Genomic DNA, 19711 nt, shown 5'->3' with positions numbered 1-19711 from the left:
GATTGTCTTGTTAAAGACAATCAGCCTTTTTATTTTGTAGATAGTGTTCATAAGTTATGGGGTAGCAGGGTATAAAAACATCAATCAAAAAAGTATTCGATGGAATGAAGCTATCGATTATGATTTAATTTATCCATACATTACAGCAGATTCGGTAGGAGGAAGCTTAAGTAACGAGCGTTATCACTTTTTAGGAGGGTATGCAAAAACGACTAAAAAAATAGATTTTGGAGCGCAGTTACAATACAAAGCAAACTTAGCTAGTAGAAGTAGAGATCCAAGAGTAAAAGACGTAAGTTCAAATTTTCAAATAAAATCAGGAGTATATTTTAAAGATCTTTTTGGGGTTAACTTAGGGCTTCATGCAGGTTTTCAGAAATATACACAATCCAATGATATTCGTTTTTTTAATCAAATTTCAGTACCCGAGATTTATCATTTAAATGGCTTAGGATATTTTAATGATATTGTAAGAGGAACTTATAAAAGTGTTTTTTATGATGGTAGTGGATTTAATTTAGGAATGCAGTTACAGCCAATAAAAAATAATGATTTATGGCTGTATGTAAACACAAAACAATTGAAAATAAGTAAATTTTTAAGTGAAGCAGTATCTACAGAGTTGTCTAGCTTAAAAAATAACGATATAAACGCTTCTTTGGTAAAATTGTTTACGAAAAAAGGGCAAACTTTTGGGGTTAAACTAATGTATCAGGTTCAAGAAAAAAAAGGATTAGAGTCTATTCTTTCTTCAAGAACTGGATCAACACTCAAAATTATAGGTCAAAACGAAAATTACAAACTAAATAACACTACTTATCAATTAAGTACACTTTACTATAAAGACGCTGAAAAGTATTTTATGTACTTCTCTCCATATATTAACTATCAAAAATACAAAGAAGACTATTTTTTAATTAGAAGTTACCAGTATGTTGATAATCTTAATGTCGGATTTGTCTCTAGATATACAACAAGTGTTAATGAGAAAATATTGTTTTCTGCAGTAGTAAACTTTAATTATAAAGCTGTTTTAAAAGGGAAATCTTTGTTAAGAAACGATAATCAAGTTTCCATATCAAACATGCTTCATCAAAATAATGAATTGCTAAACTCTAATTATATTAATTCAGGAGTAAAACTTAAGCTAGATTATAGTGTAGCGGAAAAAATTAATGTTTTCGTTGGAATTAATACAGAAACAGCTCTAGTTAACACTGCAATAAATAATTTATATACAATATCAACAGGAGTAAGTTTTTAAATGCTCCTTTTATTTTCTTTCGCAACAAAAAATGACACGATTTTTACAATACCTTATTCTTATCCTTGTGTTGTATTCATGCAAGCAACATAATTCACAAGAAGAAAAATTAAACCAAGGTTATTCCATAGTTGACTTATATAAAAAACCAATTTCAAAATGGCCAAAACCAATCATTGACGAGGGGGTTGAGTGGCAAGAAATGAAACCCATAGAAATAAATTACAATTATTTCGAAGACATAAAAAAGCCAGAAGTTACGCTAGGTAAACTACTTTTTTTTGATCCCAAATTATCGTCCTCAAATCAAATATCATGTAGTTCTTGTCATCATCCAGAAATGGGATGGGCAACTCATACCGAAAAATCTACGGGTCATAATCATTTACAAAGCTCTAGAAATGCACCTACAATTTTAAATGTAGCATCAAAAAAAATCTTTTTTTGGGATGGTAGAGTAGCTTCTTTAGAAAATCAAGCACTGGGGCCTATAACAGCTCATAATGAAATGAATATGAATATTGATGAACTACCTGGTAAGCTTCAAAAAGTAAAAAGATATGAAGAGCTTTTTAAAAAGGTTTATAAAAAAGAAAATATAACAATAGAGCAGGTTTTAAGTGCAATTGCAGCTTTTGAGAGAACTATAAAAAGTCAACCTAGTAAGGTAGATAGATTTATGAAAGGAAGTTACAAAGCATTAACAGATTCTGAAATTAAAGGGTTACATCTTTTTAGAACAAAAGCAAGATGTATGAATTGTCATCATGGGCAATTTTTTACAGATCAAAAATTTCATAATATAGGATTAACATATTACAAGAGAGAACAAGAAGATCTAGGACGTTATAATGTTACGAAGAATAGTGAAGATGTTGGAAAATTTTTAACCCCTTCTTTAAGAGATCTACTTAATACAAGACCATGGATGCACAATGGTTTTTTTGATAACTTAACAGGAGTGGTAAACATGTATAACAGTGGTATGCAGATGTTAAACCCATCTTTTGAAGAAAAAAAGAAAGACTCATTGTTTCCAGTGGTAGACCCGTTAATGAAACCTTTAAACTTAACCGATGAAGAAATTAATGACTTAGTAGCTTTTCTAAAAGCTTTAAATGGAACAAAGTACAAAATGGAGATTCCAGAAGTACCACGATGACTGTTTGTTCTACAATAAGAAGCTTAAAAAAGTAAGAGCTAATTTAGAATAAGTATAAATAATGTTGTTTTTTAAAGATAAGAAAGGTTTTGTTCTGCAAAGGGATGCAAAATTTTTAAATTTGCGTGTTTTTAAGAAAATCAAATTAATCAGTTCCTATGTCAAAAGACATCCGTATTAAGAAGGGCTTGGATATCAAGCTAGTTGGCGAGGCAGAACAGATAACTACTGAACTTCAATTAGGTAGTTTGTTTGCAGTAAAGCCAGATGATTTTCACGGCGTTATTCCTAAAATTTTAGCAAAAGAAGGTACAGAAGTAAAAGCAGGAGAAGCACTTTTTTATTCAAAAAGTGACGAGCGTGTTTTATTTTCTAGTCCTGTTAGCGGTAAAGTTACAGAAATCGTTCGTGGAGCACGAAGAAAAGTTTTAGCAATTAAAATCACTGCTGATGCACAGCAGGAATACAAAGATTTTGGTAAAAAAGATGTAGACACAATGTCTGGAGAAGAGGTGAAAAACCACTTGTTTGCTTCAGGCTGTTGGCCGTTTATAAAACAACGTCCGTATGACGTAGTTGCAAATCCTAATCAAGCACCAAAAGCAATTTTTGTATCTGCCTATGCAAGTGCGCCTTTAGCAGCTGATTATGATTATGCGTTAAAAGGCAAAGAAGCAGAATTACAAGCAGCTTTAACAGCGTTAACAAAGTTAACAGCAGGTAAAGTACATGTTTCTGTAGGTAAAAACTCAACACTATCACCATTTAAAGATGTGAAAGGAGTTGAACTACATAAAGTTTCAGGTCCACACCCGGTAGGAAATGTAAGTACACAAATAGCACAAATTGATCCTATTAATAAAGGAGAAGTTGTGTGGGTAGTTACGCCTCAAGACCTAGTAGTAATAGGTGAGCTATTATTAACAGGGAAGTTAAATATTACTCGTACTGTTGCCTTAGCAGGTTCTAAATTTAACAAACCACAGTATGTAACTGCAAAAGCAGGGGCACAAATAGCTGATGTTGTTAAAGGAAATTTAGAGGCTGATAATGCTCGTGTAATTAGTGGAAATGTTTTAAGTGGTTTAGAAGTTAAAGAAGATGGTTTCTTAGGATACTACGATAACTTAATTACAGCTATCCCAGAAGGAGATGATTATGAGTTTTTTGGATGGAATAAACCAGTTTTTAACAAAATATCTACTTCTAGAGCATTAACTTTTTCTTGGTTAAACCCAAAGAAAAAATATGACTTAAATACAAATACTAACGGAGAACACAGAGCATTTGTAGTAACAGGCTCTTATGAAGAAATTTTTCCGTTAGACATCTATCCGATGCAATTATTAAAAGCTTGTATGTATAAAGATCTGGACGAAATGGAAGGATTAGGGGCTTACGAAATTGCACCAGAAGATTTTGCATTAACAGAATTTATTTGTGTATCGAAACAACCTCACCAAAAAATAATTCGAGAAGGATTAGATTTAATGAGAGAAGAATTAGGATAAGATATGGGCTTAAAACAAAAATTAGATAATTTTAGAGAAGAACATAAAGAAAAAAAGTGGTTTCCCTTATTTAGTGGATTTCATACTTTTCTTTATATGCCAAAAGAGGTAACGCACGGCGGAACTCATATTAAGGCAGCAGATGACTTAAAACGTACCATGAATACGGTAATTATGGCATTAATACCATGTTTGCTTTTTGGTATGTTCAATGCAGGGTATCAGCATAATCTTCAAATAGAAGCCGTTTCAAATGCAACAGGTTTCTTTTCTGGAGAGTTTTGGAATATGAGTAACTTTCTAATAGGTTTGGTTAAAATATTACCATTAGTAATTGTTTCATATGCGGTTGGTTTAGCAATAGAGTTTGTTTTTTGTATAATCAAAGGGCATGAGATAGAAGAGGGGTACTTGGTAACAGGAATGTTAGTTCCATTAATTGTACCAGTAGATTTACCATTATGGATGCTAGCAGTAGCAGTAGCATTTGGAGTTATAATTGGTAAAGAAGTATTTGGAGGTACAGGAATGAACATCTTAAACCCTGCCTTAACTATTCGTGCATTCTTATTCTTCGCATACCCAACATGGATGTCTGGAGATAAAGTATGGGTTCAAGGAGCAGTAGAAGCTGCCGGAACAGCTGATGCCATTTCAGGAGAAACAATTTTAGGAAGTTTGGCACAATCACAACCATTAAACTATTCAGTTTCTGATATGTTCTTTGGGTTTATTCCAGGTTCTGTAGGAGAAACTTCAACATTATTAATTTTATTAGGAGCTTTATTCTTAATCTTTACAAAGATTGGAAGCTGGAGAATTATGTTATCTGCAGTTATTGGAGCTTTAGTAATGGGATTCATCTTCAATCAAGTAGTTGATATGGGATGGATTGGTGAAACAAGCAAGTTTTACGGATTAATGAGTTTAGATTTTTGGAAGCATTTATTAATTGGAGGTTTTGCGTTTGGTGCTGTATACATGGCAACTGATCCAGTAACAGCATCACAAACTAACAAAGGAAAATGGATTTATGGATTCTTAATTGGTTTTATTTCAATTATGATTCGTGTATTCAACCCTGCATATCCAGAAGGAGTAATGTTAGCAATCTTATTAATGAATGTATTTGCTCCAACTATTGATCATTACGTAGTTCAAGGTAATGTAAAAAGAAGATTAAAACGTTTAAAAGCTAAAACTGCCTAATTATGAGTAAGAAGACAGATAGTAATGTATATACGGTAGCATTCGCAATAGGAATGGTACTAGTAGTGGGTGCGTTGTTAGCTTTTACAGCGTCATCACTTCGCCCAACAATCGATGCTAACAAACGTATCGAGAAGCAGCAAAATATTTTGTATGCAATGGGTGTAAATGAAAACGATGAAACAAGTGTAGAGTTTGTTTCAAAAGATAAAGTAGCAGACGAGTTTGCTAAATACATAAAAAAACAATTAGTAATTGAAGGAGATAATGCTTCTGAAGATTCTAAAGCGTATTTAATTGATGTAAAAAAGCAACAAACAGCAGCTAAAGAAGGAAAAACAAGAAAATTACCATTATTTGTAGGTGAAAAGGAAGGAAAAACTTTCTATATCGCTCCAATTAGAGGTAAAGGTCTTTGGGATGCTATTTGGGGATATGTTGCAATGGATAAAAACATGGTAGTTCAAGGAGTTTTCTTCGATCATAAAGGAGAAACACCAGGTTTAGGGGCTAACATTAAGCAACGTTACTTTATGGACGATTTTATTGGAGAAGATTTAATGAGCAATGGTTCTTTTAAAGGAATTGCAGTTTCTAAATCGAACAATGATCCAAAGAATGAAGATAAAAATGATAACGAGGTAGATGCAATTGCAGGAGCAACTATTACTGGAGACGGAGTAGCTGCAATGATTAAATCTGAATTAGGTTTATACGTACCTTACTTTAAAACATTAAAATAAATATGGGACTTTTATCAAAAAAAGACGCAGCGTTAATTACTGATCCATTAGCAGATAATAACCCAATTACAATTCAGGTATTAGGAATTTGTTCTGCATTAGCAATTACAGCAGAGTTAAAAGCTTCTATTGTAATGTCTATATCGGTATTATTTGTATTAGGAGTAGGGAATGTAGTAATCTCGTTAATGAGAAATATTATTCCATCAAAAATTAGAATTATTGTACAGTTAATCGTAGTAGCAACCTTAGTAATTATCGTAGACCAAGTGTTAAAAGCATTTGCATACGATTTAAGTAAAACCTTATCGGTTTTTATTGGGTTAATTATTACCAACTGTATTATTATGGGACGTTTTGAGGCTTTTGCTTTAGGAAACGGACCTTGGAGATCGTTTTTAGATGGAATAGGAAATGCCTTAGGATATGCAGTAATCTTAATTATTGTAGGTTTCTTTAGAGAGTTATTAGGTTCAGGTACTTTATTAGGATTTAAAGTATTAGGTGATCCTATCGAGAAAACAGGATTGTATGCTTTAGGATACGAAAACAACGGATTTATGTTATTATCACCAATGGCATTAATTGTTGTGGGTATTATTATTTGGGTACAACGTACAAGAAATAAAGCATTAGTAGAAGACTAACTTAAGTTAGTGTTCATTAAAAATATAGAAAATGGAACATATAGAATTATTTTTCAAATCGATATTTATAGATAACATGGTATTTGCTACATTCTTAGGAATGTGCTCATACCTTGCAGTATCTAAAAAAGTATCAACAGCCGTAGGTTTAGGTGCCGCTGTAATCTTTGTATTAGCAGTAACAGTACCAGTAAACTGGTTGTTAGATCAATACCTATTACAACCTGGAGCTTTAAAGTGGTTGGGAGAGGAATATGTAGATTATGACTTAAGTTTCTTGTCATTTATCATGTTTATTGCAACAATTGCAACCATGGTACAATTAGTAGAAATTATAGTTGAAAAATTTGCGCCAGCATTATATAACTCTTTAGGTATTTTCTTACCATTAATTGCAGTAAACTGTGCAATTTTAGGAGGATCTTTATTTATGCAATCTCGTGAAATTCCAACATTAGGTTTATCATTTACGTATGGTATTGGTTCAGGAATCGGGTGGTTTTTAGCAATTTTAGCTATTGCTGCTATTCGTGAAAAAATCAGATACTCTTCTGTGCCACCAGCATTAAGAGGATTAGGAATTACATTCATTATTACAGGTTTAATGGCTATCGGGTTTATGAGCTTCGGTGGAATGTTAACTGGAGGTGATGATGCAGGTAAAAAAGAAGAAACTGCTGAAGTTAAGGTTGAAAAGAAAGAAGTTGAAGAAAAGGTAGTAGAGGAAACTGAAAAGACTGAAGAGAAGGCAGGAGAATTAGCTAATAACACTAAAGAAATTACAGAATAATGGTATTTTTAGAAGTAAGCACAGGAGGAACAGTTGCTATTACAGTATTAGCGTTTTTAGCGGTAATCTTAGTTTTGGTAGCTTTATTATTATTTGTTAAGCAAAAATTGGCACCATCTGGACCTGTAAAAATTACAATCAATGGTGAAAAAACAATAGAAGTAGCATCAGGAGGAACTTTATTATCTACCTTAGGTAATGAAAAAATATTTTTACCATCAGCTTGTGGTGGTGGTGGTTCTTGTGTACAATGTGAGTGTCATGTAAATTCAGGTGGAGGAGAAGCTTTACCTACAGAAACACCACACTTTACACGTAAAGAATTACAACATGGTATCCGTTTAGCATGTCAGGTAAAAGTAAAGCAAGATATGGATATATCTATTCCAGAAGAAATTTTTGGAATTAAGAAATGGGAAGCAACTGTTGTAAGAAACTATAACGTGGCAACCTTTATTAAGGAGTTTGTAGTTGAGATTCCTGAAGAAATGGATTATAAAGCAGGTGGGTATATTCAAATTGAAATACCACCATGTGAAGTAAAATATGCTGATATGGATATTTCTGCACATCCACAAGATCATCCAGGGGAACCAGATAAATTTGAGGCTGATTGGGATAAATTTAACCTAAGACCATTAGTAATGAAGAATGAAGAAACTGTAGAGAGAGCATACTCTATGGCTTCTTATCCAGCAGAAGGAAGAGAAATAATGTTAAATGTTCGTGTAGCAACACCTCCTTTCGATCGTGCTAAAGGCGGATGGATGGATGTAAATCCAGGGGTGGCATCTTCGTATATTTTTAATCAAAAGCCAGGAGATAAAGTAACTATTTCTGGACCTTATGGTGAATTCTTCATCAATGACTCTGATGCAGAGATGTTATATGTAGGTGGTGGAGCTGGTATGGCACCAATGCGTTCACATATTTATCATTTATTTAGAACTTTAAAGACTGGTAGAAAAGTAACATACTGGTATGGAGGTCGTTCTAAAGCAGAATTATTCTACATTCACTACTTTAGAGCGTTAGAAAAAGACTTTCCAAACTTTAAATTCTACTTGGCATTATCTGAGCCATTAGAAGAAGATAACTGGAAAGTTAAAAAAGATATTAACGATGAAAGCGGAGACGGTTTTGTTGGGTTTATTCACCAAGTTGTAATAGACCAATATTTATCTAAGCATGAAAGTCCTGAGGATTTAGAATTATATTTCTGTGGGCCACCATTAATGAACAAAGCAGTACAAAAAATGGGTGAAGATTTTGGTCTTGATGACGAAAACATTCGTTTTGATGACTTTGGAGGATAGAAACATAGTGTTTAGTTTAATACATTATATAAAAAAACCGAGACAATTAATTGTCTCGGTTTTTTGTTTTTCTAGCATTTTCCCAATTAAAACTTTAACGTTGCACCTACTAAAAAGTTTCTAGTAGCTTGCGGAAAGTATCCTTGGACCTCAAAAGAAGTTCCAGGAGTATCCCAAGTATTTAAATAGGTATATCCTCTATCAACATATTCTTTATCAAAAAGGTTGTTTACCAATCCTGTAAAAACAATAGATTTAAAAACTTTGTTCATTTTTAATTCATAACTAACATTAAAATCACTAACGTAATAGCTATCTAGTTTAGAGGCTTCTGTGTTTGTGTTACTTAGATATTGTTCACCAACAAATTTAGATAATAAAGAAAGCTGTAACCCTTTTGTAGGCTTATAAATCAAAGCATTTCCAGCAATAATATCAGGGGAAAAAGCAATGTTTGTAGTTCCAATATTGCGTTGAACACCATCACGATCTAACATAAAATTGTTGATTTTATTACTACTTACGGTAAGATTTTGATTAATGCTAAACTTGTCTGTAACGTTAATATTAGCATCAATTTCTACTCCTAAACGATAGCTGTCTTTCACATTTTCACGTAAATATTCTCCAACATCATTCAGTCCACCAGTTTGAATTAATTGATTGTCGTACGACATGTAATAGATGTTGGTGCTCAATTGAACCGTTTTATTATGCAAACGCCACCCTAATTCAAAATCATCTAAGGTTTCATGTTGTACATTCGAGCCATTTTGAAAATCATCACGGTTCGGTTCTCTGTTCGCACGAGCATACGATGCATAAATGCTATTTTCTTTATTAATACTGTAAGTAAAACCTAACTTAGGATTAAAGAAGCTAAATGAAGTGTCAATATTTAAAGGATTTAAATCAGAAGTAAAGCCTCCGGTTGTATAATCAATAAACCTACCTTGTACATCAACAAAAGCTTTTAAATTATCAAAAACATTAAAAGTAGCTTTAGAAAAAACGCTAATATCATTTTTCTTAGCATCACTAAAATAGTAACGATCTCTAATGCTAGCACCATCTGCAAATTGTGTAGCCCAAATAACTTCACCAAAATGATCTCCTTTATAATTACTATAAGAAGCACCAGAAATTAACTCGAATTTTTCAGTTTTATAAGTAACGTTAGCATTAGCTACATAAAAATCATTATCTAACCAACGACGAACAATAACATCGCTTCCGTCAACAATTACATTACCATAATCAACAGCATCTTTGTCCTCTTTAAACTGTTCAAAATATCCTTCTCCTTTGGTATAATTTAATCCAATATTGGTAGACCAGTTATCAGAGAGTTTCTCATTCCAATGTAATTGGTAATGATCTTGCCAATAATTATCGGTTTCATTATCGTAGGTATACGGGTTCTGGCGACGATTTTCTTGTAACTCCTCAGCACTTAAGCCATACCAAGCTTGATAGGTTTGTTGCTTTCCTCCAAAAGCTAAGGCTTTAATCAACGTATTGTCATCAGTATAACTACCTTGTAAGAAATACGATTTTAAATCGGTAAAAGCTCTATCAACATATCCATCAGAGTAAATGTTAGACAAACGTCCTGCAAACTCAAATCCATTATTTAATTTTCCAGTGGTAAACTTTACGGTGTGTTTTCTAGTTCCATAAGAACCAAAAGCATTTGAAATTTCTCCACTAGCTTCATCCGAAACAGCATCGGTTAAAATATTTAAACTAGCTCCAAATGCTCCAGAACCGTTCGTAGACGTTCCCACACCACGTTGTAATTGTAAACTTTGTGTAGACGAAGCAAAATCTCCCATATTTACCCAAAAAGTTCCATGACTTTCAGAGTCGTTGTATGGAATTCCGTTAATCGTAACATTCACACGAGAAGCATCCGAACCACGTACACGAATATAAGTATAACCAACACCAGCCCCAGCATCTGACGAGGATGTTACAGAAGGTAAGTAGTTTAGTAACACAGGAATATCCTGTCCTAAATTACGTTTTTCAATTTCATGTTTGCCAAGGTTAGAGTGTGTTACGGGTGCATCTGCTTTTACACGAACAGCAGATACCAACACTTCATCTAACACAGTTTCATTAGAAATTAATTGAAACGTAATCTGTTGGTTATTGGTAATTTTAACTTCTTGTGAAAGGCTTTTAAACCCCACATAAGAAACATCAATAACATGTGTTCCTTTTGGTAAGTTTAATTTGAATTTACCTTCAAAGTCGGTAGAAGTTCCTTTGTTTTGAGCTTTAATTGCTACGGTAGCACCCACTAAAGGTTCTTGGTTTGCATCAACTATTTTACCAGATAGAATAAACGTTTGTGCGCTTGTTGTTAATGTTGTGAATACAACGAGTAAAAAAGCTACTATCTTCACTTTTTTACGAAAAGACATCGGTCTCATTTTATAAAAACAAAATCGAATAAAAAGAGGTAATTATTCTTTAGTTAAACATTGAATAATTAAATTTTGTCATTACGAGGAGTTAGTTTACGACGACGTAATCTTTTCTTCAATAAACAGATTGCCACAGTAATTTTCCAAATTACTTCGCAATGACGATAAAATCCCTAAACAGCATTACCTGTTCCAGGTTCGTTGGGTATGATCTCAGCCTGAATTTAATTATGAATTATAAATGATTAATTACAAATTATTTTAATAATCAAAATTCGTAATTCCACAATTCGTAATTCAAATAAGGCACCCCTTTATGAGAACAGTGCAAAGGTAAATATGAAATATGAATTAAGCGGGATAAATAGCGGGTTTTTCTGAGGTTGTTAGTAAATGGATAGGAAGTAATCAAGGAAGTAAAAAAACATTCTAGCCAATTTATAGATTTAACTCAATGCATTCCGTTGTAATTTTAATATTTTAGTGGTGAAAATATCAGATATTTATGAGTAAATCTTTTAAAACGAGCGTTAATAAAACGCATGATTTTGACTTTACTGAAGCGCAAATAGAGGCGTTAGACATAGTAGAAAAATCACAAAATAACTACCACGTACTTGATGGTAACCAATCGTATCAAGCTACCATACTCCAAACAAATTTCAACAAAAGAACATACACCATTCAAATCAACGGAAACACCTATGAGGTGAATATTTCTAACGAATTAGATATGTTGATTGATGAATTAGGTTTAGAGGTAGCTGCAGAGAAAAAAGAAAACGATATCAAGGCACCAATGCCTGGGTTAATTGTTTCTGTTGATGTTGAAATTGGTCAAGAAGTAAAAGAAGGTGATGGAATTTTAGTATTAGAAGCCATGAAAATGGAGAATACCTTACAAGCACCAAGAGACGGAGTCGTAAAATCGGTAGCTATTCAGGCAGGTGATAAAGTAGAAAAGAATACGGTTTTAATAGAAATGGAATAATATGAAAAAGATATTAGTAGCAAATAGGGGAGAAATTGCGTTGCGTGTAATGCGTACAGCAAAAAAAATGGGAATTAAAACGGTAGCAGTTTTTTCTGAAGCAGATAGAAACTCACCACACGTAACTTTTGCAGACGAAGCAGTATGTATTGGTCCTGCACCATCGAATCAATCGTATTTATTAGGAGATAAAATTATTGAAGTAGCGAAGGAGTTAGATGTAGATGGAATTCACCCAGGATACGGATTTTTAAGTGAAAATGCAGCCTTTGGAGAAGCGGTAGCAAAATCAGGAATTGTATTTATAGGTCCAAAAACTCATGCTATTGAAGTTATGGGAAGTAAATTAGCTGCAAAAGATGCAGTGAAAGCTTATGATATTCCAATGGTTCCAGGTATTGACGAAGCGGTAACCGATGTAGAATATGCCTCGAAAGTAGCGAATGAAATTGGGTATCCTATCTTAATCAAAGCTTCAGCAGGAGGTGGCGGAAAAGGAATGCGTGTTGTTGAAAAAGAAGCGGATATTAAAGAACAAATGCAGCGTGCAATTTCAGAAGCAGAATCAGCTTTTGGAGATGGTTCTGTATTTATAGAAAAATATGTAGGGTCACCACGTCATATTGAAATCCAAGTATTGGCAGATGCTTATGGAAACGTAGTACACTTATTTGAACGCGAATGTTCGGTGCAACGTCGCCACCAAAAAGTAGTAGAAGAAGCACCATCGAGTGTGTTGACTCCAGAAATTAGAGAAGCCATGGGAGCAGCAGCCGTAAGAGTTGCGAAAGCCTGTGATTATTTAGGAGCAGGAACGGTTGAGTTTTTACTAGACGAAAACAAGAATTTCTACTTTTTAGAAATGAACACACGCTTGCAAGTAGAGCATCCAGTTACCGAAATGATTACGGGTATTGACTTGGTAGAGCAGCAAATAAAAATAGCAAGAGGAGAGGAGCTATCATTCACCCAAGAAGACTTACAAATTAAAGGGCACGCATTAGAATTACGTGTATATGCCGAAGATCCGTTAGACAATTTTGCACCGAGTATTGGAGTGTTGGAAACCTACCAACATCCAAAAGGAGAAAATATTCGTGTAGATGATGGTTTTGAAGAAGGAATGGAAATTCCTATTTATTACGATCCGATGATTTCTAAATTGATTACCTACGGAAATACGCGCGAAGAAGCTATTGAGTTAATGAAACAAGCGATTAGTAATTATAAGGTAAAAGGAATAGAAACTACGTTGCCGTTTGGAAAGTTCGTATGCGAACACGAGGCTTTCACATCAGGGAATTTTGATACTCATTTTGTAAAGAAATATTACACACCTGAGTTGTTAGAAGCAGGATATGAAAAGGAAGCGAAGATTGCTGCACAAGTTGCTTTACAGCAGTATTTAAAAGAGCAACGTATTTTAAAAACTTGTTAAAAACAATTTGCGTTAGGGATTGCAGCGGCATCCTTTTGTTGTCAGTTCGAGTTTGCGAAGCAAGTATCGAGAACCAACAAAAGATATAGCGGAAAGCCCGACCCTTGGGGAACGCCCAAAAAAAGAATATAGATGAAATCTAAAATAGAAGAATTACAACATAAACTTACCGAAGCAAAGTTAGGAGGCGGACAACAACGCATCGACCGTCATCATCAAAAAGGAAAATTAACCGCTCGTGAGCGTATCGATTATTTCTTAGATGAAGGTTCTTTTGAAGAAGTAGGTATTTTAGTAACTCATAGAACCACCGATTTCGGAATGGAAAATCAGAAGTTTTATGGTGACGGAGTGGTAACAGGATACGGAACTGTAAACGGACGCTTGGTATATGTGTTTGCACAAGACTTTACGGTGTTTGGAGGCTCGTTATCGGAAACCCATGCCGAAAAAATTTGTAAGATTATGGATTTAGCCGTAAAAGTAGGAGCACCATTAATCGGATTGAACGATTCTGGTGGAGCGCGTATTCAAGAAGGAGTACGTTCGTTAGGTGGTTATGCCGATATTTTTTACAGAAATGTACAAGCATCAGGAGTAATTCCACAAATCTCTGCAATTATGGGACCTTGTGCAGGGGGAGCAGTATATTCACCAGCGATGACCGATTTTACCGTTATGGTAGAAAACTCAAGTTATATGTTTGTTACGGGACCTAACGTAGTAAAAACAGTAACCAATGAAGAAGTAACTTCAGAAGAATTAGGAGGAGCGAGTACGCACGCAACCAAATCGGGAGTTACGCATTTAACGGCTGCAAATGATGTACAATGTTTGGAAGATATCAAAACATTGTTGAGTTATATGCCACAGAACAATCAAGAAACTACAGCGAAATTACCGTTTGAATTAGGCGATGAAACTAGAGAAAAATTAGCCAACATCGTTCCGGATAATGCAAACAAACCGTACGATATGCGTGCCGTAATTGATGGTATTGCTGATGCTGATTCGTTTTTTGAAATCCATAAAGATTATGCCGATAATATCGTGGTCGGATTTGCGCGTTTAGGGGGAAGAAGTGTAGGAATTGTTGCCAACCAACCCATGAGTTTAGCAGGATGTTTGGATGTAAACAGTTCTAAAAAAGCAGCACGATTTACCCGTTTTTGCGATTGTTTTAATATTCCGTTATTGGTATTGGTAGATGTACCGGGATTCTTACCAGGAACCGATCAAGAATGGAATGCTATTATTACCAACGGAGCAAAATTATTGTATGCATTGAGTGAAGCTACCGTGCCAAGAGTTAGTATAATTACTCGTAAAGCCTATGGTGGAGCTTATGATGTAATGAACTCAAAACATATTGGAGCCGATATGAACTTTGCATGGCCTAGTGCAGAAATTGCGGTAATGGGAGCAAAAGGAGCGAGTGAAATTATCTTTAAAAAGGAAATTGCTGAAGCAGATGATCACGAAGCAAAATTAGCGGAGAAAGAAGCGGAGTATGCTGATAAATTTGCGAATCCGTACCGTGCAGCAGAACGTGGATTTGTAGATGAGGTTATTTTACCACAAGACACGCGTAGAAAACTGATTAAAGCCTTTGCCATGTTAGAAGGTAAAAAGGTAGAACGACCTAATAGAAAACACGGGAATATTCCGTTGTAACAAAATACATATCAATATTTTTAAAGACGCTTCTTTTTAGGAGCGTTTTTTTTGTTTTATAAGGTCTTAGTTGTGCTTTATTTACCACATTAATGATGAAAAAGCTAACTTTTATGGCTCAAAATATTGGTTTTGAGTGTTTTCGTAGCTTTTAACAGATTTATTTTTTTAGATTTATAAGAAATTATGAAAGCAGTTAATTTGTTTGTTACCCTAAATATAAATAAGTAATAGTTCTATATAAATAAATGAATATAAATTAATAGGATAAATATGAAATATAAAACCTTAGTAGCTTTAGTACTTATCTTAATAAATATTTTTATAATTTATTTTCGTTGGGATATCATCTTAGAAATGACACGAGGTAGACCTTTTCATGAGCTTGAATTAGAGCAACTAATCTTACCCATTATTCTATTTATAATTACATTTTTTTTATTAATTAAAAACAAGAAAAATGAAACTGACAATTAATTTATTATTAATATTTGTTTTTTCTATAACTTCATATTCTCAAGTTAAAGATAAACCTAAGGAAATAACACTTGTTTCTGAAGAAGTTTTTGGCTTTGTAACAAAACTTCGTGACCAAATCAATATATTTTTTGAAAGTGAAAAAAAAGATAGGCTTAAAAGAAACCTAAAATATTTTCGGAATGACCTAAAAGAATATTTACGATTGAGGGGTGAGCTTTTGAGTTTTATAACTGAAGAAAAATTCAATAAGGACTCAAAAGAAATAAAGGAAAAGTCAAAAAAAGTGAAATCAGCATTAGATGATTTGACTGAAATGTTAGTTGATTTAACTAATATGGTAAGTGATGAATTATCTGTTAACTCTGAAGTTGTTTTGAATAATATTAGCCTACCGCTTAGGTCAAATGCGAGAACATGGAAAGATGTAGACTTGCTTCTTGATGGTTATGATATTGATACTGGAGAATTAACACAAAGAGGTGATAAAATTAGAATAGAACTTGAAAAAACTTTAAAATTAATTTTGGAGATACGGAATGAATTAGATTAAAATTAAATTATGAATAAAAACAAAAAAGCAATTCACAACCACATAAAAAAAACGTCATTACGAGTGATAACGCAGTAACCTTTATGTTTCTAGTTCAAAATAAACAGATTACTTCAGTCGTACCTCCTTCGTAATGACGTTATTATTTTTTATAAAAAATTAATCCTACACATCTGTACTCACCCAATAACTTCCCGTTGAGGTGGTAGACGGATTGTACGCCAAAATATTCACCTTGGTACCATTGGTAACATCCGCTAGTAACCAATCCATTGGCTGATTGTTAATAGCGCCACTTTCCAATTCAACCATATTGCCGTTTAAGGTCACCTCGTCGGTACTAATGTCGAACTGTAGTGTGGTTTCTCCTCTGTTTTCAAAACCAATAAAACTCTCCTTGTCATACGATATCTGGGTAATCACCTTGGTTTCATTAGGCGCTACCTGTCCCACAAAATCAGTAATGGAGCTGCTTCCTGTAGTTGGACGATAGCTATACTGTGCCCTTTTTGCAGGTTCATTGGCAAATACTAACTGAGCCGTATTTATAATTTGAACAAGCGTTGTATAACAATCGTTCAATGCCGAAATACGATCTTGGGTAATTACCAAACGCTGTTTTTTATACACCTCTTGCTGCGTGTTCGCGCTTTTTAATTCGTCTTTTATTGTAGCCAACTCTTCCACAATAGATGCAGGCATTCCGCCTTTCGTTACATCGGTTAAATCATCTAAATAATTTGTAACCACCTTTTCTAACGTTTCTAAAAACACCAACATTTTAGGCTGATTCTTGCTCGCATCTCTATAACCAGTAGTAAACTCTTTTAATACCGCAGGATTATCAGGAAAAGCCCACATAGCATGACTTTTTATACGATTATACACACGACTAGCATTTTGCATTTCTATCAACACCTTTTGTGTTTCCACCCCTTGTTTCGCCAAGGTACTTACATCGGTAACTACGGTATCTGCCGCATCAATCTGATGTAAAAAAGCCGCTGCATATTCGCTCGTAAATCGGGTATTGAAAGCGGTAAAACGCTCCAAATCTTGCGTAAATAAGTTGTAAATAGTACGTGCGCTTTCAGCTAAAAAAGCATCTGAACCTTTGAATTTTCTTCTTGTTTCCATATTAATATTTAATTTAAGTTACACGAGTATTTTTAGGGATGCGTAATACACGCTACCCTAAGGTAATTCTTAGAAACAACAAGATTATAACAGCAGGAGAGCCCCTTGCCACTAGTTAAAAACCCATAAAATATTAGATGGTTTTAGCAATACAATCATAGCATTTTGTTAGTTTCTTTTTCTTAACCACTTCTAAATTATAGTGTTGGGGTATAAAAAACAAATGCGATGGTCAATTTTTGCTTTTTTTTAACAGGCAGACTATCAGAAGTATATCTTTTATACTAGAGTTGCGAATACTTTTTTTGTGTACTGTCAGTTCGAAACAGCATACTTTGATTAAAGAGACTACTAAAAAAGCACCCCGTCATAAGCAGGCAAGCCAAAAATAACACCGCAAGAACCGTTAAAATTAAAATCTGTTTGAGCGATAGCGAGTTATTTTAATTTAGGTTTGTGGATGATTATTTTTGAGTGCAGGATGGTTAAGGCTAGATTTTTTGTTTAGCTCATTAATTTTTATTGGTTTTCAAAGGAATTCATGAACCTCCAAAGTCGGTTTCTTTTTCATCAATGGAAAAAGAATAATAGCTTAGAAAAAGATTTTTCTATGTAAAATCTAAGTCGTTACTACGTAGATCGAGAGCGTTGGATTGAATCCATACAGATTTGAGAGTGGGAGGATAGCCGCAGTATCAGCGACCCGTGCCGTGGTATTAACGGAGCACGCCGTAGTATCAGCGACCCATGCCGTGGTGTCAACGGAGCATGCCGTAGTATCAGCGACCCGTGCCGTGATGTTAACGGAGCATGCCGTAGTATCAGCGACCCGTGCCGTGATGTTAACGGAGCATGCCGTAGTATCAGCGACCCGTGCCGTGGTGTCAACGGAGCATGCCGTAGTATCAGCGACCCATGCCGTGGTGTTAACGGAGCATGCCGTAGTATCAGCGACTCGTGCCGTGGTGTCAACGGAGCATGCCGTGATATCAGCGACCCATGCCGTGGTGTTAACGGAGCGTGCCGTGATATCAGCGACCCGTGCCGTGGTGTTAACGGAGCATGCCATGATATCAGCGACCCGTGCCGTGATGTTAACGGAGCGTGCCGTAGTATCAGCGACCCGTGCCGCGGTGTTAACGGAGCATGCCGTGATATCAGCGACCCAAACAGCGATATAAAGAACCGTTGCTACTCTAAAAAACAACTTTTATAACCTAAATAGTTGAGCTTATGGGATTCCGTAAGAATGTGTGGTGGAGTTTTTTTAAGTTTACAGGAGATTGTAAAATCAATTAACATTAAAAAGTAAAAAATTATGGCACTTAAACCAGGACCAAAAAGGATAGCAAAATCAACTGGAAAACCAGATCAAAGACAAAGAGATAATAAAGACACGCCAGGAAACACGCCATCATTAAAACCACCAAAACGTAAAAAATAAATATTTGTAATTTCATTAAAGTCTAACATATTAGACTTTAACTAATATGAGGATATAAAATAGCTAAACCTTATGATATTCTATGTTTTTATCGGGATAAAAGAACTAAAGTTTGATATATAACGAGTTAGGCAAAATTAAAATGACAGGAAAAATAAAATTTGGAAATGGAAATTAAAACTTCAATAAAATCAGGCGATTACGATTTAGTTTCAAATGGAACTGTAATTACAGAGGAATCAAAGGATTTGGAAATAGAGCTTAAAGCTCAAGATGATAATTCATTGACACTAATTCTTAAATTTAATACAGACGATTCTGAAAAAAACGAGTTAAAACGGTCTGCAAAAGTTCTTAATGATACAACTTTAGAAATTTTATTTACTAATTATAATAATGTCTTGGGTTCATATAATAAAAAGTTATGGAAACTTGGAACATTAGCGAATCGAAAATTATACTTTACCTATGTTATATATGGGCTTACTGACAGTAATTTAAAGAGAATTGAATATTCATTTTATTTAGGAGAGGAGGTTAATAATGGCTAGTATAAATGTTAATACAACTGTTGAAGCTCCTGAAGAAATTACTATCAATCTAGTAAGAGAAGATTATTTAGAAACAAGTAATACATATAGACTATTTTTTGAAATATGTCTAGCAATTTCTTGTGCTATAATTGGAAATATGATTTCCTTTGAAAAAGTTGAAGAAATTCCGCCTCTAAATTGGTTTTTTTTAACTGTTATGATTTTTGGCTGTGTAGCATTTTTTTTGATGACATCAAAGAATTATAAGAAAGCAAAATCTAAAGTTGGACAAAAATAAAAATGCCTAACAAAGTATAAACCTTATTGCTGGCTAATTGCTTACTTTCGAAAGTCTTCGCGGACTTTATAATCAGTAATAATTTACTTACT

17 protein-coding genes are annotated in these 19711 nt (G+C 34.2%); 15 read left to right on the top strand and 2 right to left on the bottom strand.

Annotated features, from left to right (window positions below; translation table 11 throughout):
• The first annotated feature begins 43 nt into the window (after positions 1-43).
• From D6200_RS09325 to nqrF, 8 genes are all read left to right on the top strand, one after another.
• Positions 44-1264, top strand: coding sequence for a DUF6850 family outer membrane beta-barrel protein (locus tag D6200_RS09325; RefSeq protein ID WP_073182542.1), 1221 nt, complete (start codon positions 44-46; stop codon positions 1262-1264).
• A 31-nt stretch (positions 1265-1295) separates the two neighbouring features.
• Positions 1296-2426, top strand: coding sequence for a cytochrome-c peroxidase (locus D6200_RS09320; RefSeq protein WP_073182543.1), 1131 nt, complete (start codon positions 1296-1298; stop codon positions 2424-2426).
• A 158-nt stretch (positions 2427-2584) separates the two neighbouring features.
• Complete coding sequence (locus D6200_RS09315; protein WP_073182544.1) at positions 2585-3937, top strand: Na(+)-translocating NADH-quinone reductase subunit A; 1353 nt, start codon at positions 2585-2587, stop codon at positions 3935-3937.
• 3 nt (positions 3938-3940) lie between these two features.
• Complete coding sequence (locus D6200_RS09310; protein WP_047788327.1) at positions 3941-5146, top strand: NADH:ubiquinone reductase (Na(+)-transporting) subunit B; 1206 nt, start codon at positions 3941-3943, stop codon at positions 5144-5146.
• 2 nt (positions 5147-5148) lie between these two features.
• Complete coding sequence (locus D6200_RS09305) at positions 5149-5889, top strand: Na(+)-translocating NADH-quinone reductase subunit C (RefSeq protein WP_047788328.1); 741 nt, start codon at positions 5149-5151, stop codon at positions 5887-5889.
• A gap of 2 nt (positions 5890-5891) precedes the next feature.
• Complete coding sequence (locus D6200_RS09300; protein WP_047788329.1) at positions 5892-6536, top strand: NADH:ubiquinone reductase (Na(+)-transporting) subunit D; 645 nt, start codon at positions 5892-5894, stop codon at positions 6534-6536.
• 31 nt (positions 6537-6567) lie between these two features.
• Entirely contained in the window at positions 6568-7326 is a 759-nt protein-coding gene (nqrE, locus tag D6200_RS09295) for an NADH:ubiquinone reductase (Na(+)-transporting) subunit E (protein WP_073182545.1), read from the top strand.
• A complete protein-coding gene (gene nqrF, locus D6200_RS09290; RefSeq protein ID WP_047788331.1) occupies positions 7326-8642 on the top strand; it encodes an NADH:ubiquinone reductase (Na(+)-transporting) subunit F in 1317 nt (438 codons plus the stop codon). The genes nqrE and nqrF overlap by 1 nt, the downstream gene beginning before the upstream one ends.
• A gap of 86 nt (positions 8643-8728) precedes the next feature.
• On the opposite strand, the gene D6200_RS09285 is transcribed toward nqrF, so the two are convergent.
• Positions 8729-11071 carry a TonB-dependent receptor gene (locus D6200_RS09285; protein ID WP_206337260.1) on the bottom strand — a complete coding sequence of 781 codons (2343 nt, stop codon included), beginning with the start codon at positions 11069-11071 and terminating at the stop codon, positions 8729-8731.
• 508 nt (positions 11072-11579) lie between these two features.
• On the opposite strand from D6200_RS09285, the gene D6200_RS09280 reads away from it, so the two are divergent.
• The 4 genes from D6200_RS09280 (at position 11580) to D6200_RS09265 (ending at position 16207) form a co-directional block, all read left to right on the top strand.
• Positions 11580-12065 (top strand): acetyl-CoA carboxylase biotin carboxyl carrier protein subunit, encoded by a 486-nt coding sequence (locus tag D6200_RS09280; protein ID WP_073182546.1) that lies wholly within the window; start codon positions 11580-11582, stop codon positions 12063-12065.
• Between the two features lies 1 nt (position 12066).
• Entirely contained in the window at positions 12067-13503 is a 1437-nt protein-coding gene (accC, locus tag D6200_RS09275) for an acetyl-CoA carboxylase biotin carboxylase subunit (RefSeq protein ID WP_073182547.1), read from the top strand.
• A 132-nt stretch (positions 13504-13635) separates the two neighbouring features.
• Positions 13636-15177, top strand: a complete 1542-nt coding sequence (locus tag D6200_RS09270) for an acyl-CoA carboxylase subunit beta (RefSeq protein ID WP_073182548.1) — start codon at positions 13636-13638, stop codon at positions 15175-15177.
• 460 nt (positions 15178-15637) lie between these two features.
• Entirely contained in the window at positions 15638-16207 is a 570-nt protein-coding gene (locus D6200_RS09265) for a hypothetical protein (RefSeq protein ID WP_073182550.1), read from the top strand.
• 165 nt (positions 16208-16372) lie between these two features.
• On the opposite strand, the gene D6200_RS09260 is transcribed toward D6200_RS09265, so the two are convergent.
• The gene (locus D6200_RS09260) at positions 16373-17344 is read right to left on the bottom strand and encodes a hypothetical protein (protein WP_073182551.1); all 972 of its coding nucleotides are present in this window, start codon (positions 17342-17344) and stop codon (positions 16373-16375) included.
• A 1318-nt stretch (positions 17345-18662) separates the two neighbouring features.
• On the opposite strand from D6200_RS09260, the gene D6200_RS15520 reads away from it, so the two are divergent.
• The 3 genes from D6200_RS15520 (at position 18663) to D6200_RS09245 (ending at position 19619) form a co-directional block, all read left to right on the top strand.
• Positions 18663-18788: a hypothetical protein gene (locus tag D6200_RS15520; RefSeq protein ID WP_262509476.1), complete on the top strand. Its 126-nt coding sequence runs from the start codon at positions 18663-18665 to the stop codon at positions 18786-18788.
• 167 nt (positions 18789-18955) lie between these two features.
• Positions 18956-19339 carry a DUF6864 domain-containing function gene (locus tag D6200_RS09250; protein ID WP_073182553.1) on the top strand — a complete coding sequence of 128 codons (384 nt, stop codon included), beginning with the start codon at positions 18956-18958 and terminating at the stop codon, positions 19337-19339.
• Positions 19332-19619: a hypothetical protein gene (locus tag D6200_RS09245; protein WP_073182554.1), complete on the top strand. Its 288-nt coding sequence runs from the start codon at positions 19332-19334 to the stop codon at positions 19617-19619. The genes D6200_RS09250 and D6200_RS09245 overlap by 8 nt, the downstream gene beginning before the upstream one ends.
• The last annotated feature ends 92 nt before the right edge of the window (positions 19620-19711 follow it).

The sequence above is a fragment of the Tenacibaculum mesophilum genome, assembly GCF_003867075.1.
Taxonomy (GTDB): domain Bacteria; phylum Bacteroidota; class Bacteroidia; order Flavobacteriales; family Flavobacteriaceae; genus Polaribacter; species Polaribacter mesophilus.
The sequence above is the reverse complement of the archived record's forward strand: the minus strand, read 5'-3'. Positions and strand labels throughout refer to the sequence as shown.

Excerpts from the sequence above, each read along its gene's own strand:
- D6200_RS09320 (WP_073182543.1), top strand. The coding sequence starts at position 1,296 with ATGACACGATTTTTACAATACCTTATTCTTATCCTTGTGTTGTATTCA.
- D6200_RS09315 (WP_073182544.1), top strand. The coding sequence starts at position 2,585 with ATGTCAAAAGACATCCGTATTAAGAAGGGCTTGGATATCAAGCTAGTT.
- D6200_RS09310 (WP_047788327.1), top strand. The coding sequence starts at position 3,941 with ATGGGCTTAAAACAAAAATTAGATAATTTTAGAGAAGAACATAAAGAA.
- D6200_RS09305 (WP_047788328.1), top strand. The coding sequence starts at position 5,149 with ATGAGTAAGAAGACAGATAGTAATGTATATACGGTAGCATTCGCAATA.
- D6200_RS09300 (WP_047788329.1), top strand. The coding sequence starts at position 5,892 with ATGGGACTTTTATCAAAAAAAGACGCAGCGTTAATTACTGATCCATTA.
- nqrE (WP_073182545.1), top strand. The coding sequence starts at position 6,568 with ATGGAACATATAGAATTATTTTTCAAATCGATATTTATAGATAACATG.
- nqrF (WP_047788331.1), top strand. The coding sequence starts at position 7,326 with ATGGTATTTTTAGAAGTAAGCACAGGAGGAACAGTTGCTATTACAGTA.
- D6200_RS09285 (WP_206337260.1), bottom strand. The coding sequence starts at position 11,071 with ATGTCTTTTCGTAAAAAAGTGAAGATAGTAGCTTTTTTACTCGTTGTA.
- D6200_RS09280 (WP_073182546.1), top strand. The coding sequence starts at position 11,580 with ATGAGTAAATCTTTTAAAACGAGCGTTAATAAAACGCATGATTTTGAC.
- accC (WP_073182547.1), top strand. The coding sequence starts at position 12,067 with ATGAAAAAGATATTAGTAGCAAATAGGGGAGAAATTGCGTTGCGTGTA.
- D6200_RS09270 (WP_073182548.1), top strand. The coding sequence starts at position 13,636 with ATGAAATCTAAAATAGAAGAATTACAACATAAACTTACCGAAGCAAAG.
- D6200_RS09265 (WP_073182550.1), top strand. The coding sequence starts at position 15,638 with ATGAAACTGACAATTAATTTATTATTAATATTTGTTTTTTCTATAACT.
- D6200_RS09260 (WP_073182551.1), bottom strand. The coding sequence starts at position 17,344 with ATGGAAACAAGAAGAAAATTCAAAGGTTCAGATGCTTTTTTAGCTGAA.
- D6200_RS15520 (WP_262509476.1), top strand. The coding sequence starts at position 18,663 with ATGGCACTTAAACCAGGACCAAAAAGGATAGCAAAATCAACTGGAAAA.
- D6200_RS09250 (WP_073182553.1), top strand. The coding sequence starts at position 18,956 with ATGGAAATTAAAACTTCAATAAAATCAGGCGATTACGATTTAGTTTCA.
- D6200_RS09245 (WP_073182554.1), top strand. The coding sequence starts at position 19,332 with ATGGCTAGTATAAATGTTAATACAACTGTTGAAGCTCCTGAAGAAATT.